Raw genomic sequence first — 14,648 nt, forward strand, 5'->3', positions numbered from 1 at the left:
CATGCTTTCCAACACTAACATCGACCTGGTGTCGCGCTTTCTTCGCCTGCCTCTGGAACAACGCCAGCAGTTCTATCAACGCCTGCAGGGTCGGGGCATGAGTTTCGCGCAACTGCCGATTGCCCCGACGCGTCACGATACCGCCACCTTGCCGCTGTCCTACGCCCAGGAGCGCCAGTGGTTTCTGTGGCAACTGGACCCAGGCAGCGCCACTTACCACATCCCCGGCGCCTTGCGCTTGCACGGACGCCTGGACCTGGCGGCACTGCAGCGCAGCTTCGACAGCCTGCTGGCCCGCCACGAAAGCCTGCGCACGCAGTTGGTCGAGGAGGGTGAGCAGGTGTATCAGGTCGTGCTGCCCCAGGCGCGCGTGCAGATTCAGCAAGCGCAGGTCGACGAGGCGCAGTTGCTGGCGCGCGTGGAAGCCGAAGTGGCGCGGCCTTTCGATCTGCACCAGGCGCCGCTGCTGCGTGTGACCCTGTTGCAACTGGCTGAGGATGAGCATGTGCTGGTGATGGTGCAGCACCACATCGTGTCCGATGGTTGGTCGATGCAGGTGATGGTCGAGGAGCTGGTGCAGTTGTACGCGGCCTACAGTCAGGGCCAGGACCTGCAACTGCCGCAGCTGCCGATCCAGTACGCCGACTACGCCCTGTGGCAACGCGGCTGGATGGAAGCGGGGGAGCGGGCGCGGCAACTGGCCTATTGGCAGGCGCTGCTGGGGGGTGAACAACCGGTGCTGGAGTTGCCGCTGGACCGTCCGCGTCCCGCGCAGCAAAGCCATCGCGGCGCAAGCTTGCAGGTGCAGCTGCCCCCCGAACGGGTGGCAGGCCTCAAACGCCTGGCGCAGCAGGAGGGCGTCACCTTGTTCATGTTGTTGCTCGCGTCGTTCCAGACCCTGTTGTATCGCTACAGCGGGCAGTCGGATATCCGCATCGGCGTGCCGATTGCCAACCGTAACCGCGTCGAGACCGAGCGCCTGATCGGATTTTTCGTCAACACTCAGGTGCTCAAGGCTGACCTGGACGGGCAGATGAGCTTTGTCGAGCTTGTGCAACAGACCCGGCAGCGCTCGCTCGAAGCCCAGGCCCACCAGGACCTGCCGTTCGAGCAATTGGTGGTGGCGCTGCAACCCGAGCGCAGCCTGAGCCACAACCCGCTGTTCCAGGTGATGTTCAACCATCAGACCGACGCCCAGGGCGGACGTGGCGCCCAGCAACTGCCGGGCCTGCGCGTGTTGGAGCTGGAGTGGGACAGCCACACCACGCATTTCGACCTGAGCCTGGACACCCACGAATCGGCCGAGGGGCTGTGGGCGGCGTTTAACTACGCCACCGACCTGTTCGACGCGCCAACCATCGAGCGTTTGGCGCAACACTGGCAGCAACTGCTGCAGGCGCTCGTCAGCGCACCGCGCAGCCGCCTGGGTGAGCTGCCGCTGCTCGGTGGCGCCGAGCAGCAGCGCATGCTCCAGGAGTGGAACGCCCCGACCTGCACCCGCCAACTGCACGGTGTGCACCGATTGTTCGAAGCCCAGGCCGCCAGGCAGCCCGAGCGCCAGGCATTGGCGCTGAACGAGCACAGCCTCAGCTACGGCGAGCTGAACCGCCAGGCCAACCGTCTGGCGCATTACCTGATCGCCCAAGGCGTGGGCCCGCAGGCCTTGGTCGGCATCGCCGTGGAGCGCTCCTTTGCCATGGTGGTCAGTTTGCTGGCGGTGCTCAAGAGCGGCGCCGCCTATGTGCCGCTGGACCCTGAGTACCCGCGCGAGCGTTTGCTGCACATGCTCGAGGACAGCGGCGTGCGCCTGGTGTTGACCCAGTCGCACCTGCGCGATCGCCTGCCATTGCCGGCGCAGGTGCAGGCGGTGGAGATCGACCTCGCTCAGGCACAGTTGGCCTTGTGTGGCGAACACAATCGCGTGGCTACTTTCGAACCGCAAAGCCTGGCCTATGTGATCTACACCTCCGGCTCCACCGGCAAGCCCAAGGGCGTTGCCATCAGCCACGCTGCGTTGAGTGAGTTCGCCGGGATCGCCGCCGAGTATTCGCAGCTGGTCGCTCAGGATCGCGTGTTGCAGTTCGCGACCCTGAACTTCGACGGCTTCGTCGAGCAGCTGTACCCGGCCCTGACCCTCGGCGCCACGGTGGTGCTGCGCGGCCCGCAGCTGTGGGACGGCGCCGAGTTGTACCGGCAGATCATCGAGCAGGGCATCACCCTGGCCGATTTGCCGACCGCCTACTGGAAGCTGTTTTTGCAGGACTGCCTGGCGGCGGGTTCGCGGCCTTACGGCGCCTTGCGCCAGGTCCATATCGGCGGCGAAGCCATGCCTCTGGACGGCCCGCTGTTGTGGCAGCGAGCGGGCCTGGGCCATGTGCGCCTGCTCAACACTTACGGGCCGACCGAGGCCACCGTGGTCTCCAGTGTGCTGGACTGCACCGACCCCAACGTCATCAGCGGCGTCACCGCCAGCCCGATTGGCCGTGCGGTAACTGGGCGTGGCTTGTTCGTGCTTGACCGCGACCTGAACCTGTTGCCCGTCGGGGCCGTCGGCGAGCTCTACATTGCCAGCGCCAGCGGCCTGGCCAGCGCGTATCTGCAGCGCCCGGGCCTGACCGCCGAGCGCTTTGTCGCCAACCCATTCAGCGCGCCCGGCGAGCGGCTTTACCGCAGCGGCGACCTGGCGCGTTATCGCGCCGATGGGGTGGTGGAGTACGTCGGGCGGGTCGACCATCAGGTGAAGATTCGCGGTTTCCGCATCGAACTGGGCGAGATCGAAACCTTGCTGCTGGCACAGGACAGCGTGCGTGAAGCGCTGTTGCTGGCCGCTGACCAGCAACTGCTGGCGTACCTGGTGCCCACGCACCCGTTGAGCGACGCCGAGCGCGAGCGCACCTGCGCGCAATTGCTGGCCACCCTGCGCGAGCACCTGCCGGATTACATGGTGCCGGCGCACCTGATCTTCCTCGACCGCATGCCACTCAACCCCAACGGCAAGCTGGACCGCCAGGCCCTGCCCAAGCCCGACGCCAGCGCGACTCAGCCGGACTGGCTGGCGCCGGTCACGCCGTTGCAGCAGCAGGTCGCGGCAATCTGGGCGGATATTCTCGACGTCGACCAGGTCGGTTTGAACCAGCACTTCTTTGAACTGGGCGGGCATTCGCTGCTGGCGATGCAAGTGGTGTCGCGCATTCGCCATACGCTGCAGCGTGAGGTGGCGCTCAAAGCATTGTTCGAACACCCGCGCCTGGATGCATTCGTCGCCGCATTGCAGTCCCAGGACAGCCAGGCCCCGGCCGCCCCGGCGTTGTTGCCCACAGGGCGCGAGCAACCGTTGCCGCTGTCCTACGCCCAGGAGCGCCAGTGGTTTCTCTGGCAATTGGAACCCCACAGCGCCGCGTACCACATCCCCAGTGCGCTGCGCCTGAAAGGGCAGTTGGACGCGGTTGCGCTGCAACGCAGTTTCGACGCCTTGCTGGTCCGGCATGAAAGCCTGCGCACCTATTTGCGTCAGGACCACGCGCGCACGGTGCAAGTGATCGAGCCGCAGGCGTCGTTGCAGATCGCTCACGCCGAGGTCGACGAAGCTGAATTGAAGTCACAGGTCGAGGCGCTGATCGCGCAGCCGTTTGACCTGGAACGTGGCCCGTTGCTGCGCGTGTCGCTGCTGCGCCTGGCTGCGGATGAGCATGTGCTGGTGCTGGTGCAGCATCACATCGTCTCCGATGGCTGGTCGATGCAGTTGATGGTCGAGGAGCTGGTGCAGCTGTATGCGGCTTACAGCCAGGGCCTTGATGTGCAGCTGCCGGCACTGCCGATTCAGTATGCCGACTACGCCGTGTGGCAGCGCAACTGGATGGAGGCGGGCGAGAAGGACCGCCAGTTGGCGTACTGGCGCGAGCGGCTGGGCGGCGAGCAAAGCGTACTGGAGCTGCCGTTTGACCATCCGCGCCCGGCCGTGCAAAGCCATCGTGGCGCACGTCTGGCCTTCGAGCTGGCCCCCGAGCTGACTCAAGACCTCAAAGCCCTGGCTCGGCAACAGGGCGTGACCCTATTCATGTTGCTGCTCGCGTCGTTCCAGACCTTGCTGCATCGCTACAGCGGCCAGGAGGAAGTGCGCGTCGGCGTGCCCATCGCCAACCGCAACCGCAGCGAAACCGAGCGTCTCATCGGTTTCTTCGTCAACACCCAGGTGCTCAAGGCCGATCTGCATGGGCAGATGAGCGTCGAGCAGTTGCTGCAACACACCCGAGCGCGCGCTCTGGAAGCCCAGGCCCACCAGGACCTGCCGTTCGAGCAGTTGGTGGAAGCCTTGCAACCGGAGCGCAGCCTGAGCCACAACCCCTTGTTCCAGGTGATGTTCAACCACCAGACCGACGTCGGCCAGGCCCAGGTCCAGCAGCAGCTGCCGCACCTGTTGGTCGAAGGGCTGGAGTGGCAAAGCAAGACCGCGCATTTCGACCTGGACCTGGATATCCAGGAATCCACCGAAGGCATCTGGGCCACCCTCGGTTATGCCCAGGACCTGTTCGAAGCCAGCACCGTGCAACGCATGGCGCGCCACTGGCAGAACCTGCTGCAGGGCATGGTCGCCGACCCTCGGCAGCAGCTCGGCCAGTTGAGCCTGCTGGACGCCGCCGAGCGGCAACAGATCCTGACGCTGTGGGATCGCAGCGCATCCGGTTTCTCGGCCCAGCGCCTGGTGCATGAGTTGGTGGCCGACCGTGCGCGGGAAACCCCCGATGCGGTGGCGGTGAAGTTCGCCGACCAACAGCTCACCTACGGCGAGCTGGACCGTCAGGCCAACCGCCTGGCCCACGCACTGATCGCCCGTGGCATCGGCCCGGAAGTGCGGGTGGCCATCGCCATGCCGCGCAGCGCCGAGATCATGGTGGCCTTCCTTGCCGTGCTCAAGTCGGGCGGCGTGTACGTGCCACTGGACATCGAATACCCGCGTGAGCGCCTGCTGTACATGATGCAGGACAGCCGCTCGCGGTTGCTGCTGACCCATTCGTCCGTTCAACAACGCTTGCCGATCCCGGACGGCCTGCAAGCACTGGCGGTGGACCAGCTACAAGCCTGGTCCGACGAGCACGACGCCGCGCCGGATGTGGCGCTGGACGGCGACAACCTCGCCTACGTGATCTACACCTCCGGCTCCACCGGCATGCCCAAGGGCGTGGCGGTGGCTCACGGGCCATTGGTGGCGCACATCATCGCCACCGGCGAGCGCTATGAAACCAGCCCGGCCGATTGCGAACTGCACTTCATGTCGTTCGCCTTCGACGGCGCCCACGAAGGCTGGATGCACCCGCTGATCAATGGCGCCAGCGTGCTGATCCGTGACGACAGCCTGTGGCTGCCGGAATACACCTACGCGCAGATGCATCGCCATAACGTGACCATGGCAGTGTTCCCGCCGGTGTACCTGCAGCAACTGGCCGAACATGCCGAGCGTGACGGCAACCCGCCGGCGGTGCGCGTTTACTGCTTCGGCGGGGATGCCGTGGCCCAGGCCAGCTATGACCTGGCCTGGCGCGCACTCAAGCCGACCTACCTGTTCAACGGCTACGGCCCCACCGAAACCGTGGTCACGCCGCTGCTGTGGAAGGCGCGCCAGGGCGACCCGTGCGGCGCCGTCTACGCGCCTATCGGCACCTTGCTCGGCAACCGCAGCGGCTACGTGCTCGATGCCCAACTGAACCTGCAACCCATCGGCGTGGCCGGCGAGCTGTACCTGGGCGGCGAGGGAGTGGCGCGGGGTTACCTGGAACGTCCGGCCCTGACCGCCGAACGCTTTGTGCCGGACCCGTTCGGCAAGCCCGGCAGCCGCGTGTATCGCAGCGGCGACCTGACCCGTGGGCGTCCGGATGGGGTGGTGGACTACCTCGGCCGCGTCGACCACCAGGTGAAAATCCGCGGTTTCCGTATCGAACTGGGCGAAATCGAAGCGCGCCTGCGCGAGCAGGCCAGCGTTGGTGAAACTGTGGTGGTGGCCCAGGACGGCCCGACCGGCAAGCAACTGGTGGCCTACGTGGTACCGCTGGACCCGGCCCTGCTCAACGATGCCGCCGCCCAAACCGACGGCCGCGAAGCCCTGCGCCGCGCCCTGAAAACCCGCTTGCCGGACTACATGGTGCCCACGCACCTGATGTTTCTGGAACGCATGCCACTGACCCCCAACGGCAAGCTGGACCGCAAGGGCTTGCCGACGCCGGATGTGAGCCTGATGCAGCAGGTGTATGTGGCGCCGCAGAGCGAGCTGGAGCACAAAATCGCCGCGATCTGGTCCGACGTATTGCGCCTGCCGCGAGTGGGCTTGCATGACAACTTTTTCGAGCTGGGCGGCGACTCGATCATTTCGATTCAGGTGGTCAGCCGTGCGCGTCAGGCCGGGGTGTGGTTTTCGCCCAAGGATTTGTTCCAGCACCAGACCGTGCAGAGCCTGGCGGCGGTCGCCCGCGAAGGCGAGGGCACGGTGCTGCTGGATCAGTCGGCGCTGACCGGTGAGTTACTGCTGCTGCCGGTGCAACAGGCGTTTTTCGCCGATGACATACCTGAACGTCACCACTGGAACCAATCGGTGGTGCTGCAACCGCACCAACCGCTGCAGGTACCGCTGCTTTTGGCCGCGCTCCAAGCGTTGATCGTTCACCACGACGCGCTACGCAGCACGTTTGTGCAGGGGCCGCTGGGCTGGAGCGCGGCGTACCGTGGGCCCGAACAGCACCAGGCTGACCAGGTGCTGTGGCAGACCCGCGTGAATACCGCCGACGAACTTGAAGCCCTGGGCGAAGAAGCCCAGCGCAGCCTCGATCTGAATGCGGGGCCACTGTTGCGCGCGGTGCTGGTGCAGTTGGCCGACGGTTCCCAGCGCTTGTTGCTGGTGATCCATCACCTGGTGATCGACGGTGTGTCCTGGCGCATTCTGCTCGAAGATCTGCAAAGCTCTTACCAGCAACTGGCCCAGGGCGCTGCTGTGCAACTGCCGGCCAAGACCAGCGCCACCCGCGCCTGGGCCGAGCGCCTGCAGACCTATGCGCGCAGCACAGCCCTGCAACACGAACTGGCCTGGTGGCAGACACAATTGCAGGACAGCCCGTGCGGCTTGCCGGGTGCAGACCCGCAGGCCAGCCTGAGCAATCGTCTTGCCCTGAGTGTGACGACGCGTTTGGACCCCACCTATACCGGTCGCCTGCTGCAGGACGCGCCGAGCGCCTACCGCACCCAGATCAACGACCTGTTGCTGACCGCCCTGGCCCGTGTGATCACGCGCTGGACGGGCGATGAGTCGATGTTGATCAGGCTTGAAGGCCATGGCCGCGAAGACCTGTTCGACGAGATCGACCTGACCCGCACCGTGGGTTGGTTCACCAGCCTCTACCCCTTGAAGCTGCAGCCGGCCGCCACCTTGGCCAGCTCTCTCAAACAGATCAAGGAACAACTGCGCGCTGTCCCCGACAAAGGCCTGGGTTTTGGCGCATTGCGTTACCTGGGCGATGCGAAGGCCCAGCAGGCATTGGCCGAGCTGCCACGTCCGCGCATCACGTTCAACTACCTGGGGCAGTTCGACGCCAGCTTCGACAGCGCTGAGCAACACGGGCTGTTTGCGCCGTCCGGTGACGCCAGCGGTGCCGAGCAAAGCCCGGATGCGCCATTGGGCAACTGGCTGGAAATCAACGGCCAGGTGTATGGCGGTGAGCTGAAGTTGAATTGGAGCTTCAGCCAGGCCATGTTCGCGCAAGCGACCGTCGAGCAACTGGCCGATGCCTACGCCGAGGAGCTACAGGCCCTGATCGACCACTGCTGTGAATCTGCCAACCAGGGCGTGACGCCCTCCGATTTCCCGCTGGCGCGTCTGTCCCAACGTCAGCTGGACGACTTGGCGCTGAACGCGGCCGAGGTCGAAGACCTGTACCCGCTGTCACCCATGCAGCAAGGCATGTTGTTCCAGTCGCTGTATGGCGAAGGCTCGGGTGACTACATCAATCAGATGCGCATCGACGTGCAGGGCCTGGATGTATCGCGCTTCCATCAGGCGTGGCAGGCAGCGGTGGAGCGTCATGAGATCCTGCGCAGTGGTTTTGTCTGGCAGGCCGAGCTGGAGCAGCCGCTGCAGGTGGTTTACAAGCACGCTCGCCTGCCGTTTGTCGAACTTGATTGGCAGGCCCGCGAAGACGTTGCCCAGGCCCTCGACGGCCTGGCCGAGTCGTCACGGGCCCAGGGCTTTGTGCTGGAGCAGGCACCGCTGTTGAGCTTGACCGTGGTGCGCACCGGTGCGTCGAGCTATCACTTGATCTATACCAATCACCACATCCTGATGGACGGCTGGAGCGGTTCGCAGCTGTTCGGCGAGGTTCTGCAGCACTACGCGGGTGAGCCGTTGCCAGCGCCGACCGGGCGATATCGCGATTACATCGCCTGGCTGCAATCTCAGGACAAGGCGGTCAGCCAGGCGTTCTGGAAAGACCAGTTGATCGGCTTGCAGGAGCCCACGCGCCTGGCCCGTAGCACGCAAGCCCAGCAAGACATGAGCCTGGCGGTCAATGGTGAACATCGCCTGAGCCTTGACGCAGCGCAAACCGGACGTCTCAAAACGTTCGCCCAGCGCAACAAGGTGACCCTCAATACCTTGGTGCAGGGCGCCTGGCTGTTGCTGCTGGCGCACCATACCGGGCAAGCGACCGTAGCCTTCGGCGCCACGGTGGCAGGGCGGCCGGCGCAACTGCGCGGGATTGAGCAGCAGGTCGGCTTGTTCATCAACACCTTGCCGGTGGTGGCGACCCCGGATGCGCAGATGCCGGTCAGCCAGTGGTTACAGCAGATCCAGCAGCAGAACGTGAGCTTGCGCGAGCAGGAACACACACCGTTGTTCGAGATCCAGCGTTGGGCCAGCTTGGGCGGCGAGGCGCTGTTCGACAGCATCCTGGTGTTTGAAAACTACCCGGTGTCCGAGGCGCTGGAGCAGGGCGCGCCGTCCGGGCTGCGCTTTGGCACGGTGCATAGTCTGGAGCAGACGCACTACCCGTTGACGGTGTTGTTGGCGATTGGCGATAGCCTGGGCCTGGAGTTCAACTACGACCGTCAGGCCTTCAGTGCGGCGCACATCCAGCGGCTGGCCGAGCACTTCCAGCAACTGCTGATGGCTTTGGCAGACGATGCCTCCCGGCGTCTCGGCGCTTTGCCGTCCATTGCCGCCGCCGAGCGCGAAACGGTGGTGCGGGCATGGAACGCTACGGCTGCGGCGTATCCGCTGGATCAAGCGGTGCATCAGCTGATCGAGGCGCAGGTGGAACGCACGCCGCAGGCTGCGGCGCTCGTGTTTGCCGGGCAGACTTTGAGTTATGCGCAATTGAACGCCCGGGCCAACCGTCTCGCCCATCGCCTGATGGCCGCCGGTGTTGGCCCGGATGTACTGGTTGGGCTGGCGTTGGAGCGCTCGACCGAAATGGTCATCGGCCTGTTGGCGGTGCTCAAGGCGGGCGGTGCCTATGTGCCGCTGGACCCGGAATACCCGCGTGAGCGGCTGGCCTACATGCTGCAGGACAGCGGTGTGCAATTGCTGTTGACCCAGGCCCACTTGCAGGCACAGCTGCCGCTGCCGGCAGGGGTGCAAAGCCTGGTGCTGGAGAGCGGCGATGCCTGGCTGGACGCTTTCAGCGACCGCAACCCGAACATCGCAATACACGGCGAAAACCTCGCCTATGTGATCTATACCTCCGGTTCTACTGGGCAACCTAAGGGCGCCGGCAACCGCCATCTCGCGCTGACCAATCGGCTGTGCTGGATGCAGCAGGCGTACGGCCTCGATGCTCATGACAGTGTGCTGCAGAAAACCCCGTTCAGCTTCGACGTGTCGGTGTGGGAGTTCTTCTGGCCGCTGATGACCGGCGCACGGCTGGTGGTGGCCGCACCGGGTGACCATCGTGACCCGGCCAGGCTGGTGAGCCTGATCAATACGCAGCACATCACCACGTTGCACTTCGTGCCGTCGATGCTGCAAGCCTTCCTGCAGGACGCAGACGTCGCCTCGTGCCACAGCCTGCGACGCATTGTGTGCAGTGGTGAAGCGCTGCCCGCAGACGCCCAGCAGCAGGTCTTCGCCAAGCTGCCCCGCGCCGGTGTGTACAATTTGTACGGCCCGACCGAAGCGGCGATTGACGTGACCCACTGGAGCTGTGTCGAGGAAGGCCGCGACGCTGTGCCGATTGGCCGGCCGATCGCCAACCTGGCGTGCTACGTGCTGGACGACAACCTGGAACCGGCGCCAGTGGGTGTGTTGGGCGAGCTGTACCTGGGCGGAGTCGGCCTGGCGCGGGGTTATCATCGTCGTCCGGCGCTGACAGCCGAGCGCTTTGTGACCGATCCGTTTGGCAGCGGCGCGCGCTTGTATCGCACCGGCGACCTGGCGCGCTACCGCGACGATGGCGTGATTGAATACGCCGGGCGTATCGACCATCAGGTAAAACTGCGGGGGCTGCGCATCGAGCTGGGTGAAATCGAAGCGCGCCTGCTGGCACTCGACAACGTCCGCGAAGCCGCGGTGCTGGCCGTCGACGGCACCCACTTGGTTGGTTACCTGGTGCTGCAAGCCGCCCACGGGGATTGGAAGGAACAGGTGGTTGCGCATCTGGCCGAGCAACTGCCGGACTACATGGTCCCGGCGCAGTGGGTCGTGCTGGCGCAGATGCCGCTGAGCCCGAACGGCAAGCTGGATCACAAGGCATTGCCCAAGCCTGAGGCCCACAGCACCGAGCAGTACCAGGCGCCGCGTAGCGAGATCGAGCAGCAGGTCGCGGCGGTCTGGCGCGAGGTGCTGGATGTGGAGCGTGTGGGATTGCACGACAACTTCTTCGAACTGGGTGGCCATTCGTTGCGGGTACTGATGCTCAAGGAGCGCATCCGCAAGGTCAGCGGTGTGAATGTGTCGGTCAGCCAGTTGATGCTTAACCCGACCGTGGCGGGTCAGGTCAAGTGCTTGCAGGGGGATAGCCAAGCTTCGTTGATCGTCAAGCTTAACCAGCAGACGCAAGGCACGCCGTTGTTCATGTTCCACCCAAGCTTTGGCTCGGTGCATTGTTACACCGCGATTGCCTTGGCACTGCGCGAACAGCGCCCGGTATTCGGGGTGATGTGCCGTGCGTTGGCCGAAGAAGGCGCTGCGGTACCGCAATGGCAAGTGATGGTCGAGGATTACACCGCACAACTGTTGATGGCCCAGCCCGAGGGCGCGTTCCGCCTGGCGGGTTGGTCATTGGGTGGCAACCTGGCCATGGAAGTGGCGCACGGCCTGGAACAAGCGGGGCGTGCAGTGGAGTTTGTGGGGTGGATTGATGCCGCACCGCCGCAATGGGTCAAACCCTATTGGGATGCGGTGGATTCGGGGGACGCTCGGGAGGCTTCGGCCAACGAGCGCCGCGCTGCGCTGTTGGGCGTGATGTTCCCGCCGTTCGCCGAGGCGATACAGCTTGCCTGGGCCCAATGCCAACGCGACACCGAGGATGAAGCGCAACAATGGCAAGGCTTCGTGACCTGGGCTGAGCAGGCCTTGGGTGACACCTTTACCGCGATCAAGGAGCAATTGCTGCACGGTAACGAAGCGCAGATCTCCTGGGACGTCGATCGCGCGCTGAGCGAACGAATGGTGGCGGCCGACTTCAAACCGATCAAGGCGCCAGTCAGTTGCTGGTGGGCGTCCATGAGTCGGGCAGGGCGCTTAAAGGACCTGATCGAGCAGCAGATGGCGAGCGTGATCAGCCAGGGCCGCATCGAGCGCTCGGTGATGATCGAGACTGACCATGACGGCATTGTGGACAGCGCTGTGTTCATCAGCAGCTTGGTGGAGGCGATGGGATAACCCGTATCAAATGTGGGAGGGGCTTGCTCCCGATTGCGGAGCAACAGCCAACAGATGTATTGACTGAAACACTGCCATCGGGGGCAAGCCCCTCCCACATTTGGTTCCCTATAGAGACACAGGTGTGAATGCCTGCCCTGGTTGATCGTTCCCACGCTCTGCGTGGTAATGCACCCTGGGACGCTCCGCGTCCCGCCAACCGCTGCGAGTCTGGAAGACTGATCTTCAGTTGAATGGGGGGGCCTTGAGCCCACAAAAACGCCCGGTGAGGGTTCAAGTCTCACCGGGCGTTCGGTCGATCAAGGTAGGGATCAGAAGTCCCAGCGGGTGCTGACCATCACGTTGCGTGGCTCGCCGTAAGCGGCCGAGTTATAGAAGCCGACGTTGGTGTAGTAGGACTTGTCGAAGATATTGTTGAAGTTGACCGTCGCCGACAGGTTCTTGGTGACCTGGTAACGGGTCATCAAATCCACCAGCCAGTAGGATTCCTGGGTGATGTCCTGGTTGGTTTGGAGTGGCTGGTTCCAGATCTCGTTCCAGCCCTTGGTCTGCCAGCGTACGCCGCCGCCGACGGTGAACTTGTCCAGGTCACCCTTGAGCTTGTAGGTGGTGTTCAGGTTGACCTGATGTTCGGGCTCGAAGGTGGAAATTTTCTTGTCGTTATCATCACGCACGATTTTATGAGTGTAACCACCTTGCACTTGCCAGCCTGGGCTCAACTCACCGGAGATTTCCGCTTCGTAGCCCTTGGTCACGGCCTTGGAACCCTTGAACGCATAGTTTTGCGGGGTAGGTGTCTGGTTGTTGTACGCATCGTCCGATATCGCACGGTTGGTCTCGTGTACCTCGAAGTAAGCGATGCTGGTGTTCAGGCGGCCGCCGAAGAACTCGCCCTTAAGGCCCAACTCGTAGTTTTGCCCTTCGTCCGGCTCCAGCAGTTTTTCGTTGCGGTCCTTATAGGTACTTTCCTGTGGTTGGAAGATATCGGTGTAGCTGGCATAGGCCGAGAAGTTCTCGTTGAGGTCGTAGATCACCCCGGCGTAGGGGATGAACCGGCCGGTTTCCTTATAGGAAGGGTTGTTGCCTGTAACGTGATAGTTGGCCACGCGCCCGCCGAGGATCACGTTGAGGTCATCCATCACGTTCAAGCGCGTGGTCACGTAGTAGCCTGTCTGGCGGATGGTGTCATCGATGTACTGCTGGGCCGGGCCGTAGATAGGCTTGGCGAGGTGGCCATTCCAGTTATAGAAATCGACTTTGTTGCCCCCTGGCCATTCCGGTGACCAGTAACCCTTGCCCTGCCAGCGCGAGGTACCGATCGAACCGCCCACCACCAGCTCGTGTTCGCGGCCGAACAGGCTGAAAGGCCCGGTGGCGTAGAGGTCGGCGGAGGTGCTTTTGGTTTCGCCGGTGTACTTCTGCCCATTGATTTCGGCGGTGCCGTCGGCGGCGGGCTGGACGAACTGAATCGAACCAAGGTCGGCGTGGTAGCCGTTGATCTTGTGGTCAAGCTGGAACTTGGTCACCCAGCCATCACCCAGGTCATGTTCGAGCATGGCGAACGCGGTACGGGTGTTCTGCTCCCAGGAACTCCAGGTGGTGCCGTTGTTGTAGGAGCGCGGCATCTTGTTGATGCTGCCGTTGGAGTTGACCAGCGGGAAGGAACCGGACCAACTCGTGCCCTGCGGGATGTTGTCCTGATAATCGAAGCCCACGGTCAGCATAGTGTCCGGGGACAGGTCGAATTCGGTGATGCCGTAATAGGTTTCGGTCTTGCGCGAGTAGTGGTCCATGAAGGACTTCTTGTCCTGGTACGCAGCGACCGCACGCCCACGGACATTGCCGCTGTCGGTCAAGGGCCCGCTGACATCCACTTCGCTGCGGTAGTTGTCCCAGGAACCGGCACCCAGTTGCACATGGCCTTTGAAGTCCGAGGTCGGCTTCTTGCGGATCAGGTTGATGGTCGCGCCCAGGGAGCCCGCCCCATTGAGCAGGCCGGTAGCGCCCTTGAGGACTTCGACACGGTCGTAGATTGCCATGTCGCTTAAGGTGTTGCCCGCCGAATAGCCGACGTTACGCACGGTGGACGGAATACCGTCGTACTGGAAGCTGTTGACCGAAAAACCACGGGAATAGTAGTTGGTACGGTCGCTGTCATAAGCCGACACCGTGATACCCGGCGTGTGGCGCATCACGTCATCCATGTTGTTGAGGCCGAAGTCCTCGATGTGCTGGCGGGTGATCACCGTGATCGACTGCGGAGTTTCCCGCGGCGTCAGGGTCAGGCGCGTGGCCGTGGCGATGGTGCCTGGGGTGTAGGAGCCCGAACCTTCAGTCACGTTGCCCAGATAGTTGGCGGTGACCTCGGTCGGACTCAGCTCCAGCCCGCCACCGGTACTGGCAGCGGCCACGGTCAGGGTATTGCCGTTGAGGCTGTAGGTGGTCTGGCTGCCGTTGAGCAATGCATCGATGGCCTGCTGCGGCTGCATCTTGCCTTTGACGGCGCGACTGTTCTTGCCCTGCACATCGCCCGGGCTGTACAGCACTTGCACATTGGCCTGGCGACCAAATTCCTGCAGCGCGCTCCCCAGCGGCTGTGCAGGAATGTTCAACTCGATCTCCTGGGCCTGCACGTAGCCTGCAATCGGCAGCGACACCGCCAGTGCCAGGGCACTCGGAAGAAGGTTCATGTTCAGGGCCCTGCGCATGGATAACGCTTTGCTCAGGGGGCTGAGACCGAGTCGTGCTGGCATGGATGATTTCTCTTCTAGGTTTTAAGTGGGCAGTTTCA

Annotated in this window: 2 protein-coding genes; one reads left to right on the forward strand and one right to left on the reverse strand. The window is 63.7% G+C overall.

Annotated features, from left to right (window positions below):
- Nucleotide 1: 1 nt before the first annotated feature.
- Nucleotides 2-11,857, forward strand: a complete 11,856-nt coding sequence (locus SC318_RS10915; protein WP_320430790.1) for a non-ribosomal peptide synthetase — start codon at nucleotides 2-4, stop codon at nucleotides 11,855-11,857.
- Nucleotides 11,858-12,168: 311 nt separating this feature from the next.
- Here SC318_RS10915 and SC318_RS10920 read toward each other — a convergent pair whose 3' ends face one another.
- Complete coding sequence (locus SC318_RS10920) at nucleotides 12,169-14,610, reverse strand: TonB-dependent siderophore receptor (protein WP_320430791.1); 2,442 nt, start codon at nucleotides 14,608-14,610, stop codon at nucleotides 12,169-12,171.
- Between the last annotated feature and the right edge of the window lie 38 nt (nucleotides 14,611-14,648).

It is taken from the genome of Pseudomonas sp. MUP55, from assembly GCF_034043515.1.
Taxonomy (GTDB): Bacteria; Pseudomonadota; Gammaproteobacteria; order Pseudomonadales; family Pseudomonadaceae; genus Aquipseudomonas.

Bases quoted from the DNA above. Each gene is read 5' to 3' on its own strand.
- SC318_RS10920 (WP_320430791.1), bottom strand. From the start codon at position 14,610: ATGCCAGCACGACTCGGTCTCAGCCCCCTGAGCAAAGCGTTATCCATG.
- SC318_RS10915 (WP_320430790.1), top strand. From the start codon at position 2: ATGCTTTCCAACACTAACATCGACCTGGTGTCGCGCTTTCTTCGCCTG.